Annotated in this window: 17 protein-coding genes; 12 read left to right on the plus strand and 5 right to left on the minus strand. The window is 59.1% G+C overall.

What is annotated here, in order from left to right; all coding sequences use genetic code 11:
* The first annotated feature begins 45 nt into the window (after positions 1–45).
* Genes FHT93_RS26210 through FHT93_RS26235 form a run of 6 tightly spaced genes read left to right on the plus strand, consistent with a single transcriptional unit; the run spans position 46 to position 5,577 of the window.
* Positions 46–552 carry an acyltransferase gene (locus FHT93_RS26210; protein ID WP_112545509.1) on the plus strand — a complete coding sequence of 169 codons (507 nt, stop codon included), beginning with the start codon at positions 46–48 and terminating at the stop codon, positions 550–552.
* On the plus strand, positions 549–1,586 hold the full coding sequence (locus tag FHT93_RS26215; RefSeq protein ID WP_183850191.1) for a Gfo/Idh/MocA family oxidoreductase: 1,038 nt from the start codon (positions 549–551) through the stop codon (positions 1,584–1,586). The genes FHT93_RS26210 and FHT93_RS26215 overlap by 4 nt, the downstream gene beginning before the upstream one ends.
* Positions 1,583–2,686, plus strand: coding sequence for a DegT/DnrJ/EryC1/StrS family aminotransferase (locus FHT93_RS26220; RefSeq protein ID WP_112545466.1), 1,104 nt, complete (start codon positions 1,583–1,585; stop codon positions 2,684–2,686). Before FHT93_RS26215 ends, FHT93_RS26220 begins: the two co-directional genes overlap by 4 nt.
* The gene (locus FHT93_RS26225; protein WP_112545465.1) at positions 2,676–3,395 is read left to right on the plus strand and encodes an acyltransferase; all 720 of its coding nucleotides are present in this window, start codon (positions 2,676–2,678) and stop codon (positions 3,393–3,395) included. Before FHT93_RS26220 ends, FHT93_RS26225 begins: the two co-directional genes overlap by 11 nt.
* Positions 3,392–4,366, plus strand: a complete 975-nt coding sequence (locus tag FHT93_RS26230) for an NAD-dependent epimerase/dehydratase family protein (RefSeq protein ID WP_113014135.1) — start codon at positions 3,392–3,394, stop codon at positions 4,364–4,366. Before FHT93_RS26225 ends, FHT93_RS26230 begins: the two co-directional genes overlap by 4 nt.
* Positions 4,363–5,577 (plus strand): DegT/DnrJ/EryC1/StrS family aminotransferase, encoded by a 1,215-nt coding sequence (locus FHT93_RS26235; RefSeq protein WP_183850193.1) that lies wholly within the window; start codon positions 4,363–4,365, stop codon positions 5,575–5,577. The genes FHT93_RS26230 and FHT93_RS26235 overlap by 4 nt, the downstream gene beginning before the upstream one ends.
* A 60-nt stretch (positions 5,578–5,637) precedes the next feature.
* On the opposite strand, the gene FHT93_RS26240 is transcribed toward FHT93_RS26235, so the two are convergent.
* The 5 genes from FHT93_RS26240 to FHT93_RS26260 form a co-directional block, all read right to left on the minus strand.
* On the minus strand, positions 5,638–7,146 hold the full coding sequence (locus FHT93_RS26240) for an O-antigen translocase (RefSeq protein ID WP_112545462.1): 1,509 nt from the start codon (positions 7,144–7,146) through the stop codon (positions 5,638–5,640).
* Positions 7,147–7,228: 82 nt separating this feature from the next.
* Positions 7,229–8,539, minus strand: coding sequence for a polysaccharide biosynthesis/export family protein (locus tag FHT93_RS26245; protein ID WP_183850195.1), 1,311 nt, complete (start codon positions 8,537–8,539; stop codon positions 7,229–7,231).
* Between the two features lie 271 nt (positions 8,540–8,810).
* Complete coding sequence (locus FHT93_RS26250) at positions 8,811–9,347, minus strand: OmpA family protein (protein ID WP_183850541.1); 537 nt, start codon at positions 9,345–9,347, stop codon at positions 8,811–8,813.
* A 4-nt stretch (positions 9,348–9,351) separates the two neighbouring features.
* Positions 9,352–10,023, minus strand: a complete 672-nt coding sequence (locus FHT93_RS26255; RefSeq protein WP_183850197.1) for a L,D-transpeptidase — start codon at positions 10,021–10,023, stop codon at positions 9,352–9,354.
* 311 nt (positions 10,024–10,334) lie between these two features.
* Positions 10,335–10,508: a hypothetical protein gene (locus tag FHT93_RS26260; RefSeq protein ID WP_183850199.1), complete on the minus strand. Its 174-nt coding sequence runs from the start codon at positions 10,506–10,508 to the stop codon at positions 10,335–10,337.
* Positions 10,509–10,873: 365 nt separating this feature from the next.
* On the opposite strand from FHT93_RS26260, the gene FHT93_RS26265 reads away from it, so the two are divergent.
* The 6 genes from FHT93_RS26265 to FHT93_RS26290 all read left to right on the plus strand — a co-directional run bounded on the left by FHT93_RS26265 (position 10,874) and on the right by FHT93_RS26290 (position 17,494).
* Positions 10,874–12,598 carry a penicillin-binding protein 2 gene (locus tag FHT93_RS26265; RefSeq protein WP_112545459.1) on the plus strand — a complete coding sequence of 575 codons (1,725 nt, stop codon included), beginning with the start codon at positions 10,874–10,876 and terminating at the stop codon, positions 12,596–12,598.
* Positions 12,599–12,706: 108 nt separating this feature from the next.
* A complete protein-coding gene (locus FHT93_RS26270; RefSeq protein WP_183850201.1) occupies positions 12,707–13,348 on the plus strand; it encodes a TetR family transcriptional regulator in 642 nt (213 codons plus the stop codon).
* A gap of 109 nt (positions 13,349–13,457) precedes the next feature.
* Positions 13,458–14,300: a metallophosphoesterase gene (locus tag FHT93_RS26275; RefSeq protein ID WP_183850203.1), complete on the plus strand. Its 843-nt coding sequence runs from the start codon at positions 13,458–13,460 to the stop codon at positions 14,298–14,300.
* A 16-nt stretch (positions 14,301–14,316) separates the two neighbouring features.
* A complete protein-coding gene (locus tag FHT93_RS26280) occupies positions 14,317–15,612 on the plus strand; it encodes an ABC transporter substrate-binding protein (protein ID WP_183850205.1) in 1,296 nt (431 codons plus the stop codon).
* 78 nt (positions 15,613–15,690) lie between these two features.
* Entirely contained in the window at positions 15,691–16,644 is a 954-nt protein-coding gene (locus FHT93_RS26285; protein WP_183850207.1) for a sugar ABC transporter permease, read from the plus strand.
* The gene (locus FHT93_RS26290) at positions 16,634–17,494 is read left to right on the plus strand and encodes a carbohydrate ABC transporter permease (protein WP_113116937.1); all 861 of its coding nucleotides are present in this window, start codon (positions 16,634–16,636) and stop codon (positions 17,492–17,494) included. The genes FHT93_RS26285 and FHT93_RS26290 overlap by 11 nt, the downstream gene beginning before the upstream one ends.
* The last annotated feature ends 1 nt before the right edge of the window (position 17,495 follow it).

Raw genomic sequence — 17,495 nt, forward strand, 5'->3', positions numbered from 1 at the left:
CATCTAGAAATCAGGGTTTGTGTGAAGAGTAAGGGGTGCATGCGTATGATTGCATCAGACGTAAGGCTGGATGATAGCAGTATCATCCATCATCGAGATCTCGTGAATCTCTATGGCTGCACGATCGGCGCGAGAACGCGCATCGGCACGTTCGTCGAAATCCAAAAAAACGTCCTTGTCGGAAAAGACTGCAAGATCTCCAGCCATTCCTTCATCTGCGAAGGCGTGACGCTGGAAGACGGTGTTTTCATCGGCCATGGGGTCATGTTTACCAATGACACGTACCCGCGCGCCGTTAATGCGGATGGCAGTCTGCAGACCGATACGGACTGGGTCGTCATCCCCACACTGGTCAAGCGTCATGCGTCGATCGGCAGCAATGCCACCATCCTGCCTGGCGTAACCATCGGAGAGGCGGCGCAGGTCGGTGCCGGGGCGGTTGTAACGAAGGATGTGCCTGACGGCGCCATTGTCGCGGGCGTTCCGGCCAGGATCACCGGTCACGTTCATGACCGGTCAGTTAACATGCAAGCGTTGGGAGGAATGCGATGATCGGCATTGCTGTTGTTGGATATGGGTATTGGGGCCCGAACCTGGTTCGTAACATCTCAGAAGCGGCAGGCGCCCAGCTTATTTCAGTCTGTGATCTCAATGTCGAACGGTTGGCGGCAGTTAAAAGCCGGTACCCGGCAGTGACGATCACTGACAATTTCGAAGAAGTCCTGCGCGACCCAAGAGTGGACGCAATCGCCATTGCGACGCCGGTCTTCACCCATTTCAAGCTCGCGATGCAGGCAATGATGGCCGGAAAGCATGTCTTCGTCGAGAAGCCGATGGCATCGACGGCGGAGGAAGCCTCCCGGATGGTCGAGGAAGCCGCGCGCCGGCGGCTGGTGCTGGCCGTGGATCACACCTTCGTTCACACTGGCGCCGTCCGCAAGATGCGCGAGCTGGTCGAGAATGGTCTGGGCGACATGTATTATTATGACTCCGTCCGGGTCAACCTGGGGCTCTTCCAGCACGATGTGAGCGTCATCTGGGATCTTGCGGTGCACGATCTCTCCATCCTGGACCATGTGGTGCAGGAAAAGCCGGTGGCCGTTTCTGCGACCGGCATGAGCCATGTGCTCGGAGAGCCGGAGAACATTGCGTACCTGACGCTGTTCTTCGAGAGCAAGCTCATCGCCCATATCCACGTCAACTGGCTGGCGCCCGTCAAGGTACGGCGCACGCTGATCGGTGGCAGCAATCAGATGGTCGTCTACGACGATCTGGAGCCCAGTGAAAAGATCAAGGTTTACGACAAGGGCATCACGCTGAATCCCAATTCTCAGGCCTATGGCGAGAAGGTGCATCAGATGATGGTCGGCTACCGCAGCGGCGACATGTGGGCACCCAAGCTCGATATGACCGAAGCATTGAAGCGCGAACTGGATCAGTTCGTCGAGTGCATCGAGCAAAACTCGCGACCGATCACGGACGGCCAGGCCGGGCTGCGTGTGGTTCGCATCCTTGAAGCCGCAAGCCGGTCGCTCGCCCAGCGCGGTCGTATCATAGAGCTCGAAGAGGCGAGGCGAATTGCATGATCCCCTTTCTGGACCTCAAAGCGCAATACCAGTCGATCAAAAGCGAAATCGACGCTGCCGTGCTCGGTGTACTGGCGTCAGGGCAATACATACTGGGAGAGGAAGTCGTCCGTCTCGAGCAGGAGTTCGCCGATTTTTGCAACGTCAAGCATGCGATCGCTGTCAATACCGGGACGAGTGCGCTGCATCTGTCCCTCCTTGCGGCGGGCGTCGGACCGGGTGATGAAGTCATTACTGTGCCATTCACCTTCGTCGCGACGGTATCGGCGATCTGCTATGCGGGTGCGCGTCCAGTCTTCGTCGATGTGGAGCCTACGACGCTCACGATGGATGCGGCCCAGCTTGAGGCAAAGATTACGTCCCGGACCAAGGCCATTATTCCCGTCCACCTTTACGGCCAGATGGCCGATATGGACGCGATCAAGGCGATAGCCGACCACTACCGGATACCGATCATCGAAGACGCCTGCCAGGCGCATGGTGCTCGCTACAAGGGCGCGCGTGCCGGCAGCATCGGTACATCCGGCTGCTTCAGCTTCTATCCGGGCAAGAACCTCGGTGCTTGCGGCGAGGGAGGTATCGTCGTCACGAACAGCGACGATCAGGCCAAGACGATGCGCATGCTGCGCGACTGGGGTCAGGAGCAGCGCTATCATCATCTGCTGAAGGGTTTCAACTACCGCATGGACGCCATCCAGGGCGCCATCCTGCGAATCAAACTGCGGCATCTCGAAACCTGGACCGAAGCACGCCGCACACATGGTCGCCGCTACTCCTCGCTGCTTGCGCGAGCCAAACATTTGAATACGCCGATCGAGGCAGCGGAGCGGCGCCACGTCTACCATGTCTATGCCATCCGAAGCAGCGATCGCGATGTGCTTCAGCGCACGCTCACTGCGGAAGGCATTCAGTCCGGGCTGCATTATCCGATCCCTGTTCATCTGCAAAAGGCCCACGCCGATCTCGGCCACCAGGCCGGCGATTTCCCGGTCTCGGAGGCCGCGGCACGGGAGGTCCTCTCGCTGCCGATCTATCCCGAGATGCCCGCTTGGCATGTCGACCAGGTGGCCGCCGCGCTGGAGTATGCTTATGTCAGCTAGTCGTGCGGGCGAGGCCAGGGTCGTGCAGGCGGTCCATGGCCGGCATGAAAGGCCGGCGGATCCTGCCCATCACGCCGGGTTGGCCGAAGAGCTCAGGCAATCATACGGGCGCGCCGGTCTGATCGAGCTCTATGGTCGCTTCGCGAGCGGCGACGGTGTCGTCGATACCCTGATGCGGAAGGCCATCTGGCAAGCCATTGCGCGCAGCTGCGGCACAGGGTTGCAGGTTGCGGGCGGGGCCGGTTTCAAACATCCGGAAACGTTCGAAATCGGCAATGGCGTCTTCATCGGTGCCCAGGCCTATATCCAGGGGCGCTTCGACGGCACGTGCGTGATCGGCGACAATGTGTGGATCGGCCCGATGGCCTATTTCGACGCGCGCGACCTGGTGATCGAAGATTGTGTCGGCTGGGGCCCGGGTGCCAAGGTGCTTGGCTCGGCGCACACGGCACTCCCGGTTGATGTGCCGATCATCCGTACGGATCTCGAAATCAAACCGGTCCGCATCGGCGCATGGGCCGATATCGGAACGAACGCGACCATTCTTCCCGGCGTGACCATCGGGAAGGGGGCGATCGTCGGAGCAGGTGCAGTCGTCGTCTCCGATGTCGAGCCGTTTTCAGTCGTCGCCGGGGTGCCGGCGAAGTTCATACGCTGGCGCACGGAAGCCGATCCTGTGCTGGATATATCGCGTGGAGGAAAATCGTGAGAAATCAACGGGTGCTCATTACCGGTGGAGCGGGCCTGATCGGGTCGCATATTGCCGATCTCGTCGCATTGGAAAAACCGCGTGAGATCATCATTCTCGACAACTTCGTGCGTGGACGTCGGGACAATCTCAGCACGGCGATAGCCGGCGGGGCCATTAACATCATCGAGGGAGATATCCGCGACAGAGCGCTGCTCGCAAAAACCTTCGAGGGCGTCGACATCGTTTTTCATCAGGCGGCCATCCGCATCACGCAATGCGCGGAAGATCCCCGGCTCGCCTTCGATGTTCTGGCCGAAGGCACGTTCAATGTCCTAGAGGCCGCCGTCAAGGCAGGCGTGTCGAAGGTCGTCGCTGCCTCCTCGGCCTCGGTGCTTGGTTTGGCCGAGAGCTTTCCGACCACTGAAGCGCACCATCCCTATAACAACCGGACGATCTACGGTGCGGCCAAGACGTTCAACGAGGGGCTGCTTCGCAGCTTCGCGGAGATGTATGGCCTGCGCTACGTGGCGCTGCGTTATTTTAACGTCTACGGGCCGCGAATGGACGTTTACGGTGCCTATACAGAGGTGCTGATCCGCTGGATGGAGCGCCTGGCGGCCGGAATGCCGCCTCTCGTCTATGGAGACGGTAGCCAGACTATGGACTTCGTCGATGCACGCGACATCGCCCGGGCAAACCTGCTGGCTGCGAAGAGCGACGTTACGGATGAAGTATTCAATGTCGCTAGCGGCCGGGAAATAAGCCTTCTGGAACTCGCGCAGATGCTGAGCAGCATCATGGGAGTTTCGCTCGAACCGCAGCATAAAGAGGCACGTGCGGTCAACGGTGTAACCCGCCGTCTTGCAGACATCAGCAAGGCCGAGAAGCTTCTGGGCTTCAAAGCTGAAATATCAATGGAGCAAGGGCTTCGCGACCTTGTCGCCTGGTGGCAGCTGAAGACTGCTGGAGCAGGAGGTCAAGCTGCATGAGCCCGTCACCATCTACAATTCCGGTCGCCAAACCCGTTCTTGGGGAGGAGGAGGCCGAGGCTGCGCGCCGCGTCATACTGTCAGGATGGGTGACGCAGGGGCCGGAAGTCGCGGCTTTCGAGAGTGAATTTGCCGCCTTTGTCGGCGCCGCGCATGCCTGTGCTGTTTCCAACTGCACGACCGCGCTGCATCTCGCCTTGAAGGCGGTGGGGGTCAATGCCGGCGATGAAGTCATCACGGTCAGCCATTCGTTCATCGCCACCGCGAATGCCGTTCGATACTGTGATGGAGTGCCTGTTTTCGTCGACATCGAAGCGGATGGCTACAATATCGATGCCAGCCTGATCGAAGGGGCAATCACACCCCGCACCAAAGCAATTCTCTGCGTGCATCAGCTCGGCATGCCTTGCGATCTGCGCTCGATCGTGGAGATCGGCAAGCGTCATCAGATACCGGTTATCGAGGATGCGGCCTGTGCGACAGGAAGCGAGATCCTCTGGGACGGGCGCTGGGAAAAGATCGGTAAAGCGCATGGCGATATTGCCTGCTTTTCCTTCCATCCCCGGAAGGTCGTCACGACGGGTGATGGCGGCATGTTGACGACGGCCAATCCCGAATATGACCGAAAATTCCGGCTATGGCGTCAGCACGGCATGAGTGTCACTGATGCCGTTCGTCACGGCTCGAAGCAGGTCATCTTCGAAGACTATGACGAGCTGGGCTACAACTACCGTATGACCGACCTTCAGGCTGCCGTCGGGCGCGAACAGCTGCGGCGGCTGCCGGGCCTGATTGCGCAGCGGAGGCTGCTTGCGGAGCGATATCGTGAGCGCCTGTCCGCTATTCCTGGATTGTCGCCGGCTGAGCCGCGCTGGGCTCGCAGCAACTGGCAGAGCTTCTGTGTGAGATTGCCTGAAACGGTGGATCAACGGGCGGTTATGCAAGCCCTCCTCGATCAGGGGATTTCGACGCGGCGCGGCATCATGAACATCCATCTGGAGGGAGCCTATTCCGACCGGAACTCGCATCGTGCGGCCACAAGCCTTGTGCGAAGCGCATCAGCGCAACAGCAAACAATTATCCTGCCGCTTTATGCTCAGATGACGGAACTCGACGTCGCACGTGTTGTCGAGGCACTTCGCGGGGCACTTGCTGAAGCTGCGACCGCCGAGGCGCGTGTACAGCGCGATTTGGACGTCGCTCTGGCCTGATAGGCTATTACTGTCTGCATAAAGAACAATGCGCGCATCGCCTGATGCGCGCATTGTTCTTTATGCAGACTTCGCGATCCAGCCCCGGATGATCGCTGGCACGGATTCTGGCGGAAGCAGCTCGACCAGCATGCGCAGCGAATAGAGTCCGGTGAGAGCCACAGCGACGGAGCCCATCACGGTCGCCGGCCAAAGTGGCAGGACAGAGAATGCCAGGAAAACCAGCCCCGAGACAGGCAGGAAAAGCAAAGCGTGCCTGCGATTGGCGGGAGACCAGCGGAAGCCGGTAAGCTGCCGCACAATCACGTAGATCAGGATGCTGTGCCACACATAGAGCCCGAAAAAGGCCATGCCGGCTCCGGGGGTGCCGAGCAGTGATACGAAGAGCCAGGCGAGCCCTACATGCACGACTGCGGCTGCTACCTCAGTCCAGAAGAAAATCGCCTGGGTACGCTTCGCGACGACAATGAAACCCATTGGCCACGAGATGATCCGCAGCATCATGCCGAGGCAGATCCAGCGCAAGAGATCCACGGCCCCGTGAAATTCCGCGGAATAGAACAAGCTCATCATGAGCGGCGCCAGGGTCAGTGTGGCGAGCAGACCGGGACCGGCCAGCAGCATGCTGATTTCCGCCTGCTCGTTGACCAGGCGATTGCATTCGGCATTGTTGTCCGCCGCCGCTGTCAGGCGCGGATAGAAGTCCGTTCCCATCGCCTGCAGGATGAAGCCGGCGTAAAGACCACCAAGGCCCCAGGCCGCCTGATACAATCCCGCCGCCATGACGCCGCCTTCCTTCAGCACGATGAGGCGGATGGCATAGGCTGCGCCAAAGGTCAGAAGCCCGCTTGCCATGAAGACGAAGCCGAGCCTGAGCAGCGCCGACACTTCGCCGCCGAACTGGCGTACAGGCATGGGCGTGGGGTGTGAATAAATCCGCCGGCTGTACCACCAGGTCGGCAGGATTGAGGCGGCCGCGATTACCACAAGAGACGGTGCGATCGCCTGTAAGCCGAACAGATAGATCAGCGGAATGCTGATCGCCGTGCCTAGAAGCCCGGCATACACGTTGATGCGTGCTAGATCGGCAATGCCTCGTAGGCCTTGGATCAAGGCAGTCTGCCCTGCGGAGACCAGTCGAAAGAAGATTGCCAGAGACAGCAACGCAATGCCGCCTGCATGCTGGTAGTCGCCGAAGGTGAAATTCGAGACCGGGAATGCCAGCGCGGCGAGAAGGAGCGCGCCAAGCAATCCGAGCACAAGCGATATGCGTCTAAGTACTGTCGCGGATCGTGCGATCCTTTCAGCGTCATCAGTGCCCGCAGCTTCAGCAATCTGGCGCACGCCGCTGCTGCCGACGCCGAGCCCGGCGACCGCCTGCGCGATATCTAGGATCGACCCGTAAAGGCCCATGAGCCCCACGCCTTCCGGGCCGAGAAGAACAGCCATGGCTTTGTTTCTGATAATGCTCAGGGCGACGTTGACGAGCGAGGAACCGCCCATCAGCATGGTCGACTTCAGAATCTGGGTGTAGGTTTGGCTGCTGCTCGGGGTCATGCGCAAAGTCATCGGACGCCCCTGGTCTGTATCTCGTGATGGCGCTCAACCTTCCGCGGAAGACAGCTTGGCTGCGGCACATGCTTCTCGCGCATCACCGGCTTACCTGGCTGATATGCGCCTCTGTCTGGACAGGCAGCCCAGCGGCGTCTTCGGATGCCGCTTCTGCCATACGTGCCTGGGTTACCTTGACCACGTCACCCGGTGCCAGTTCGGTCGTTTCGGATGCCTGGAATTCTTCGACCTGTCCGTTGTCGCGACGGCTCACGGTGAAGGTCAGCGGAAGTTCTTCGCCGCGCTCATTCATGTTGCCGCTGCTGGCGAGTTCTTCGAGGAGCAGTTGCTGCGTCGTGTCGCGCTTGAGTTTCAGCTGATCGAGATTGGCCTTCTCCAACTGTACTTCGGAAGCGACTTCACTCCGGCGCGTGTCGGAAAGACCCTCGAGATTGCGCGTCGTCTCGTTGATCGCCTGACGCCCCCGCATGATCGCTGTGACAAGATCCAGCTTGTCTGACCGGTAGGTGGTGAGCAACCGTTCCAGGTCCATCTGGCGGGCGGTGATGGTGAGGCCTTTCTCGACCAGCGTCTTGACGCTGGTCAGCTGTTCCTCGACTGACTGGATATTGTCATCCGAACCCTTCAGCTTTTCCTCCAGCGTATCGATTTCCGCCTTCAGGAGATCGCGCAATTCGACGAGTGCCGTCGACTGCCTTTCCAGTGCACTTGCGCGAGCCTGAAATATGACCCGCTCTTCGTCATGGATACTGGCGGCATATTGCTGGTCGGTGACGGGCGGCTGATCGAAGGTTATCTCCTTTGCTCCAGCCATCTCCGCTTGCAGCCGCGCGAGCTTTGCGGAGCTGCGCAGCAGTGAATGATCGATTTCCCGCAGGTCGCCGGCAAGCGTGATCGTCTGCGATCTTTGCCGTGCCGCCGGCCGCAGCGGGCCGCCGCTCATGGCCAGGGATTGCAGGACGCTGAGGCCAGACCGGAACTTGTATTCCCCCGGGGTCGTTACGTCTCCCACGACGTAAACGGACGGATAGTCGAGAACGTCGATCGTGACTGCAGGTGTCTGGGCCAAACCCATTTTATCCTGCAGGCGCTTGGCGATTTCCCTTGTCAGTCCGGCGTTGTCGAGATTTCCGACGGACAGCGAACCCAGAAAAGGCAGGGAGACTGCGCCCTCATTCGAAATTGTATATTCGCCGCCGATCGCATCCCATCGCTCAAACGCGCCTTTGGATGGCATCCATTGGACGACCGTCAGGCGGATTTTTGTTTGCGGAGCAAAGGGCGCACTGTCGGCGAGAGCGGACGACGCCACGCCGGTGAGGAGGACGAGTGCGCTAACGGCAAACGTCGCACGAAAGAACATGCGAGGAACGCGGTACGAGAGCTTCATATACATGTCCAGCCTGCAAAGCATCCTTAAGCGGATACAGGTTCAATGCCTTAGACGCTGCGCGCACGCCGGACACCGGGTCCGAGGCCGCAGCACCAGTTTGCAGCCTGGGGAAGGCTTGAGGAAGATGAAGGCCGGATGTTTAGCTTCATCACTATTGATGAGATAGGGTAGGTTGCTTCAACCCAAATCGAGCCGGGAGATAAGTTGCCGGCTCGCGAAAATTGGTTGGAGGCGTGACTTCCTCGCGGGTGTCCTGAACGAATTGCAATCAGGTCGCGTCGCGCTCGGTGCGCAGGTTGGCGACGACGCGCCGGTTCTGCACCTTGCAGGAACGTTCCGTGCAGTCGCGGACCTCGCGATCTGCGCCGTAACCCTTGGCCCACATGCGTCCGGCGTCGACGCCCTTGGAAACGAGATAGGTCATGACGGCATCGGCGCGCTGCTGCGACAAGGTCTTCATTTTCGCCTCCGAACCGGAATCGTCGGCAAATCCCTGCAGCTTGATCTGCCAGCTGGGATTCCGGCTCAGCCAGGCAGCCTGGTTGTCGAGCGTGGTCATGGCGACGGTATCGAGCTTGGCGGAATCTTGGGTGAAGTAGACCCGCCGCCCGACATTGAGGATGAAATCCTCTTCGCTGCCGGCCTTGACGTTCTCAAAACCGGGAGCAGGATCGTTAGTCTGACCGGTCAACGGCGCCGCCGGAGGTTCTTCCACGGAGGCGATATCTGTGGTGCTGCAGGCTGCGAGTGCCAAAAGCAAGGCCGCGGCGGCGAGACGCTTCGTATATCCAGACATCAAGATAATTTCCTCATTCGGCCGGAGTTGCCTGGCTGACTTCGGCGGGTGGCGCCTGGTCGGCAATATGCGGCAGGACCTGCACGGCGGTGCCGATCGGACAACGCTGGTAAAGATCAATGGCGTCTTCGTTGAACATGCGAATGCAGCCGCTGGAGGCATCCTTGCCGATGCTCCAAGGCTCAAGCGTGCCGTGGAAGCGATAGCCGGTATCGACACCGTCACGATGCAGGTACATGGCCCGGGGGCCGAGCGGGTTCTTTGGTGAGCCCCCGGCCACGAATTCGGGCAATTCAGGATGGCGCTTGCGCATCTCTGGTGGCGGTGTCCAGCGTGGCCAGAGCGATTTGCTGTCGATGGTAGCGCGGCCAAACCATTTGAAGCCCTCGCGGCCGACGCCGACGCCGTAGCGGATGGCTGTCTTGTTCTCCATGATCAAGTAGAGAAAATGGTGGCGCGTATCGACAACGACCGTGCCGATCGGCTCGCTACTGAAATATCTGACAACCTGGCGATGCCACTGTTTGTCGATCTTGGCGAAGTTGGTCGCTCCGAACGTCACGCCATTATCGACGGCAGTTCCAGCAAAATAGGAAGCCGCCTGGGCAAAGGCCGGCTTCTGTACGGCGGCGGTGCCAAGTAATGTCAATCCGCCAAGCAAGATATCCCTGCGTGTCCACACCATCGGCCGTATCCCCCTCAAAGCCAAGAAGCGCGCTGCCAGTAAAACAGATTTTTCATTTGCGACAACACAAAACTCTTCTCGTCCCCTGCTGCTTGAGGCTGAGTTGCTTGTGTTCAGGCTATAAATCGCTCCAATCGTTACTCGATAGAGGCGTCCCTATAGCCATCTGCATAACAGGACCAGGGGCGGGTAACGGTCGTGAAGACACGGATCGCTTCCGCACATACAGCGTGCAGAACATCGACATCTCGGTGGTCGACGCCCAAAGGCTGATCGACGCCTGAATTTAGCGGAAGTCCGGTTGTCGATATTTACCAGGCCGTCCGGGCGGTGCTGAGTGCGAATGTGTGGGAGGAGGTAACCAGGGCGACATGAGCCTTGACCGAAACGGCACAATTTCCCGGATTGGAGAGGTTGTGCTGGATCAGGTGTTTGAGCAACTCATCGGCGTTGCGCTTTTCAGTCAGCGGAAATGTCACAGTCATATGCGTTCCTCCTGGGAGCAAATTGACCTTCAGAAGAGAAGTTAGGCCTGATTTCTTTTGCGCTGCAACAAGAAAATTTTAACTGTAAAATTAAAATCGATTAGCTTTTGAAGTCACTATTTTAAAATCGTTTTAAATCCCGCAGCGTCTTTTGGTGCGGGGGAGCGCAGCGCTGCGACAAAATGCACGCAGCCGGATAAGGCCTTGTTAACCATCCAGGCTTCAGATGGAGGGAAGTTTAAACGTTCTACCAGAGCCGTGTGAATCTGTTCCGCCGCGTAGGGCTTTAAATCCGCACATACCCTCGAGAGTCGATGCCGACGGGCGGGTTATGCGCTGGTGCGTTCTGTTCTTGGTGTGTGTCAATGTCGATCATTCATAATATCAGCGTGAGAAGTGGTCGGTTGGTGAAGCTCACATTCGAATCTGCTCCCTTTACGCGGGCCGCCCGAAAGACGGCCGGAACGGCACGTCAGGCGCGAAGCCGTATCGTCACTCTCGCGACCGTTCTCGGCATCGTATACGTCGGAATGTTTGGCAAGCTGATCTATTATGGCGTTGCCGTCGACACGACCACATCGAGCATTCCGCCAAATCCGATCATGGCCTCCAGACCTGATATTCTCGACCGCAACGGCGAGCTCCTGGCGACGGATATCCGCACCGTGTCGATGTTTGCCGAGCCGAGCCATATGGTCGATGTCGATGAAGCGGTTGAGAAGCTCACGCAACTCTTCCCGGAACTCGACCGAAAGACACTCTATCAAAAGCTGTCGGACAAACGTTCACAATTCACCTGGCTGCGTCGCCAGCTGACGCCGAAGCAGCAAAACGAGGTTCTGGCTCTCGGCCTTCCCGCGATCGGTTTCCGCCCGGAAGTGAAGCGCTTCTATCCTGGCGGGCGAACGGCGGCTCACATTCTCGGCTATGTCGATATCGACAACAAAGGCATGGCGGGCATGGAGAAATATCTCGATATGCAGGGTCTTTCCGATCTGGAATCGACGGGGCTTGCAGTGCGCGAAAACCTGGAGCCGGTGAAGCTGTCGATTGATATTCGCGCGCAAAATGTCGTTCATGATGTCGTCACCGACGCAATCACCACCTACAAGGGCAAGGCGGCCGGCGCCGTCATCCTCGATGTCCATACCGGTGAGGTGCTCGCCATGGCGTCCGCCCCCGATTTCGATCCGAATGACCCGCAGGCGACTGGCAGCGAAGGCTGGCTGAACCGCATGTCGAACGGCACTTTCGAAATGGGCTCCACCTTCAAGACCTTCTCGATGGCATTGGCGCTCGACAGCGGCACGGTGAAACTCACCGACAGCTTCGACGCCACGGGGCCGCTGCACTATGGCGGCTTTACCATTCACGATGACCATGACGTGCCGCGCCGTTGGCTCACCATTCCGGAAATCTTCCGCTATTCCTCCAATATCGGCACGGCGAGGATGATGGATCTGGTCGGCATGGATCGGCAGAAGGATTATCTGACCCGCTTCGGCCTCCTGAGCAAGATGCAGACGGAGTTGCCGGAAGTGAAGACGCCGACGCAACCGAAGGTCTGGAAGAAGATCAACTCGATCACGATCTCCTTCGGCCATGGTGTCGCGACGACGCCGCTGCAGACGGCTGTTGCCGGTGCCGCGCTCGTGGATGGTGGCGAGCTCATAGAGCCGACTTTCCTTCCGCGCTCGGCCGAGGAGGCGGCGAAAACCGAGCAGCAGATCGTCAAGAAAAGTACCAGCGACACGATCCGCTATCTCTTCAAGCTCAACGGCGAACAAGGTTCCGGGCGCACCGCCGACGTGCCCGGCTTCCATGTCGGCGGCAAGACGGGCACGGCAAACAAAGTCGTGAACGGCCATTATTCGCATACGCTGAGTTTCAACGCTTACCTGGCGGCCTTCCCGATCGATGCCCCGAAATATGTGGTGCTGTCCTTCATCGACGAACCATTGACCGGCCAGCACGGGCTTACCTTCGCGACGAATACGGCAGCTCCGATGGTGCATGACATCATCAGTCGCGTCGCACCGATCCTCGGCGTCGAACCGGATTTCGGGCAGAACCTGCTGGCCTCATATTGAGGCCGTACCAGACGCTATCCGATAACGCAGGCTATCCGAATTTCATCACTTTGCGTCATCCGGGCTACATACTTGCAGTCTAGGCCATTGGCTGGAGGTGCGCGCCTCATGTCCAATCGAACGAACGTCACTGCAAAACGCCTGATGGACGCCTGCGAGCTGCTGCTTTGCGAGGCTCATGCCCTCGAAGAGCTGACGGCGCGCCGGATCGCGATCCGGGCGCAGGCGACGCCTTCGGCGATCGCCTATCATTTCGGGTCCCAGGAAGAACTGATCACCGCGGTTGCGGAACGTGTCTATCGCCGACTGAACGCCGAGCGCCTGAGCCTGCTGCAGAAAGCTATCGACCGGCGGGCGCCAAATCCGCCTGATATCGACGAGGTGATAGCGGCCCTTGTCGGCCCTTCGATCCGCTGGGCAAGCGATCCGACGTCGAGCTATCCCGTGCTGTCTCACTTCACCTCGATGGCGCACAGCCACCGTGACGGCGCGCCTTTCTACCGTCGCATCATCGAGGACGTCGAACATCACCGGGCCTTCATTCCGCAATTGAAGCGGATCGCGCCCTGGCTCGACGAAGTGGATATCGGCTGGCGGCTGAACTGCGCACTCGGCATCCGTTCGCAGGTCACCCGCAGCCGACAGCGCACCGAGGTTCTGACCAATCATCAGATGGACCTCGACAATCCGGACCTCGTCATCGCGCGAATGGTGGAAGTCATTGCGCCGATGTTCCGAAGGGTTTCCTGACGTCGGCGGATCAACTCCGGTCGGCTTTCGAACAGCATTCGAAATCCGTCACGCCTGCGAAACACGCTCCCTCTATCGGTTCTTGCGAGAACTGTCAGGGAGCCATCCGATGCGCCGCGAAACCACTTTCATTCATCTGACCGACCTGCACATCGGTACCCCCGATGACGATCATCTTTATAGCGATACGACTGAGACGCTGAGCCAAGTGCTCGATCTGGTCGCAACCGTGACGCCCAGGCCGCAATTCGTCGTCGCCAGCGGCGACCTCACCAACCGCGGCGATGCGGACAGTTTCCGCCGGCTGAAGGAGATCATGGATGCGCGGGTCGACGTGCCGGTTATCTATGCGCTCGGCAATCACGATACGCGCGCCGGCTTCTACGAGGGCATGGGCATTGCAACTGAAGATCCGGACGCCCCTTACGATCACGATGTCGTCGTCGACGGCATTCACATCGTCACGATCGATTCCTCCACGCCGGGGCTGATCGGCGGCACGATCGATCCGGAGCAGTTCGACTGGCTGGCCTCGACGCTGGACACACATCCCGACCTGCCGAAGCTGATCGTCGTTCATCATCCGCCGGCTCTGGGTGAAGAACCTGACGCAACTCACTGGCGGACCATTCATTTTCCGCAGTCTGAGCGCTTCCGCACGCTGCTCATGGGCCGCAACATCATCGGCATCCTCAGCGGACACATCCATCACGACCGTGTTTCGGTCTGGCACGGCATCCCCGTGGTCGTCGGCACCGGCCAGCATGCGGCGACCGACATTCTGCGCACGGATATTTTGCGCATGGTGCGGGGCGCCTCCTTCGGCATCGGCACGATCCGTCCGTCCGGGCTCACAATGGCCTTCGTGCCACTGCCGTCCGACCGCGCCGAACTCAACACCTATCCGCTCGAAATGCTGATGGCGCGGGCCGTTCCCGTCGCCGCCGAATAAACGTCAGGAGGCATCCATGTTGCGCAGGACCACGTTGAAATTCACCGCAGCGATCGCCGCCGTTTCGCTCTTACCATCGGGCGCATTCGCTCAAATGCCCGCATCTGTCGACAAGCCGGTGACGATCAGCTTCTACAACTACAATCTCGCCTCGGCGAGCGCCGGTGCCGAAGCGACCAAGGAACTGATTGCCGGTTTCGAAAAGAAATTTCCGAATATCAAGGTCGAGACCGTCGCTGTACCGTCCAACGAGATCATGTCGCGCGTGCAGGCCGACATCGTCGCCGGCAAGCAGCCGGACGTGGCGCAGTTGGTATTCCGCGACCTGATCTATATTGCCAGCGATCTCGGCGCCAATGCCCTTGAAGACATGGTCGATGCGACCGAGCTGAAGGATCAGTTCGCCGGCATGATCCCGCAGGGACTCGAGCTGGGCAAGGTCGATGGTAAGACCTATGGCCTTGCCTATACGTTTTCGACGCCAATCCTTTTCTACAATGCCGACCTCTTCAAGCAGGCTGGCCTCGATCCGGACAAGCCGCCCAGGACCTGGGATGAAGTCAACGCTGACGGCAAGGCCATCGAGGAAAAGACCGGCAAGAACGGCTTTTTCCCGGGTGCCTATGGTCCGACCGACGGCACCTTCGTCTATCAGTCGATCGTCATGTCGAACGGCGGCAAGGTGCGCGATGGCAACAAGCTGACCTTTGCCGACAAGGACGCGGCGGATGCCGTGAAGATGTTGCGCAACATGGTCGACAGCGGCGCGCATGCCAAGATCGATCCGGCCAGTGCATCCGACACGTTTGCTGCCGGCAATATGGGCATGTTCCTCTATACGAGCGCATTGCTTTCCAGCGTCAAGAAGTCGGCTGCGGGCAAGTTCGACCTGCGTCTGGCACCGATGCCCTCCTTTGGCGACAAGCCGACGGCGCCGACCAATTCCGGCAGCGCGCTCTTCGTCTTCAGCAAGGATCCCGAAAGGCAGCGCGCCTCCTACGAGCTCCTCAAATACCTGACGAGCAAGGAAGCCTACACGATCATCACCAGCAAGATCGGCTACCTGCCGCTGCGCCTCGATATCGTCGACGATCCGAACTACCTCGGCCCCTGGGTCAAGGAGAACCCGATGTTCCGGGCCAATCTCAAGCAGCTCGACCGCTTGACCGCAAACATTGCCTTTCCCGGCCCAAATTATCGCCAGGTCGAAAAGATGATGATGGACAGCGTTCGCGAGGCCGTCTTTAGCAGCGGCGATCCGGTGGAAGCCTTGAAGGCCGCACAGGAACAGGGCCAGGACCTGATGCCGTAAGGTCTCCTGGTTTTCACGAGGAAGGTGAGGGGCTGTCGCGAGGGCTGCCCCTCATCGAAATCGATCGGAGCTTTCGCAATGACAGATATCCAGGCAGAGGTGGCCGGCCCCGCCGTAGCGAAAACGGCTTCGACGCGATCGGATATCAGCCGCGAGCGCTTCAGCATTTCGCCTTTGTTTTATCTGGCACCTGCGCTCGTCCTGCTGATGGTCTGGACATACATACCGCTTGCCGAGGCGTTCCGCCTGTCTTTCTACCAGTGGAACATGCTGCCGACGTCGCCGCAGCGCTTTGTCGGGCTGACCAATTACCAGCGGTTACTGGCGCTGCCGGAAATGCGCAACGCTCTCTGGAACACGCTCTACTATACGATCGGCCTGTTTCCGATGTCGGTGATCATTCCACTTTTCGTGGCGATCTGGACGCAGGATCTCGGCGGCCGCGCCCGCACGATCTACCGGGCGATGATTTTCGTGCCAATGATCATCGCTCCTGTCGTTGCCGCCATCCTGTGGCGGTGGCTGTTGAACGAAGATCAGGGGCTTATAACCTTGACCCTCGATGGTCTGGGCCTCGGCCGCATCGGCTTTCTGACCGATCCCGCCTACGCGCTGCCGACGCTCACCTGGATCACCGGTTGGAAGCTGATTGGTTTTTCAACCCTGCTCTTTTCCGCAGCCAATGCCGGTATCAATCCATCCTATATCGAGGCCGCGCGCATCGATGGCGCCAGCCGCTGGCGCATCATCTGCGACATAAGGCTACCGCTGCTCTCGCCGACCATCCTGCTGTTGTCGATGATGACGGTGCTGTTCGGTGCGCAATGGAGCTTTGCCTATATCAACGTGCTGACGAATGGCGGGCCGCTGAAATCCACTACCAATATTTTCTACCTTCTCTGGGAATACGGTTTCCAGACGCTTTCGGCAGGCTGGAGTTCGGCTGCCGGCATGATCGCCTTTGCCGGATTTGCAGTGCTCGCAGCATTCTGCATGTGGCTGACGAAGAGGTTCGCCTTCTATGACAACTGATGCCCTGGACGATCACCGGCCGAGCCGAACCGTGACATCACGCGGGTTCGCACGCAAGTACGTCGTGCACGCAGTCATGGTGCTCCTCTCCCTCGTTTCGATCTTTCCGATCTACTGGATGATCGTGACCTCGCTGCGGCCCGATAACGAGATTTTCTCGACCATGCTCTGGCCATCGCATCCGACCTTCGAGAATTACATATTCGTTCTGACACGCGTGCCGATGCTGCAGATGTTGTTCAACACGACGGTCGTTTCTGTCGCGACCGCGTTTCTGCAGGTCGTGACCGGCATGTTTGCTGCTTATGCATTGGTGCGCTGGCGCATGCGGTTTTCGTCAGTCGTTCATGGCCTGATTGCACTTTCATGGCTGGTGCCGTTCCAGGTCACGATGATTCCGAACTATGTGCTCGCTTCAAGGCTTGGACTACTCGACACATTGACGGGTCTTGTCGTGCCCAATGCGTCCCACGCCTTTGCGATCCTGCTTCTCTATCACGCCATGCGGGCTTTCCCGATCGAGGTGCTGGAGGCGGCTCGCATGGATGGGGCGCGGAGCTTCCGTATCCTCTGGCAGATCGTCACGCCGAATATGGGCGCGCCCATCGCCTCGCTGTCGATCATCGCCTTCATTTCCGCTTGGAACGAATATTTCTGGCCGCTGCTGCTATCGCGCAAGCCCGAGAACTCGGTCGTGCAGATCGGATTGCAGATGTTCATGACCCAGGAGGGCAATCTCTGGGGACCATTGATGGCTGCAGCAGCACTCGCCAGCCTGCCGATCCTGATCCTGTATCTTATTCTCCAGCGCCATGTTATTGAATCATTTATGAAATCTGGAATCCGCTGAC

Source organism: Rhizobium sp. BK379, assembly GCF_014193955.1.
Classification (GTDB): Bacteria; Pseudomonadota; Alphaproteobacteria; order Rhizobiales; family Rhizobiaceae; genus Rhizobium.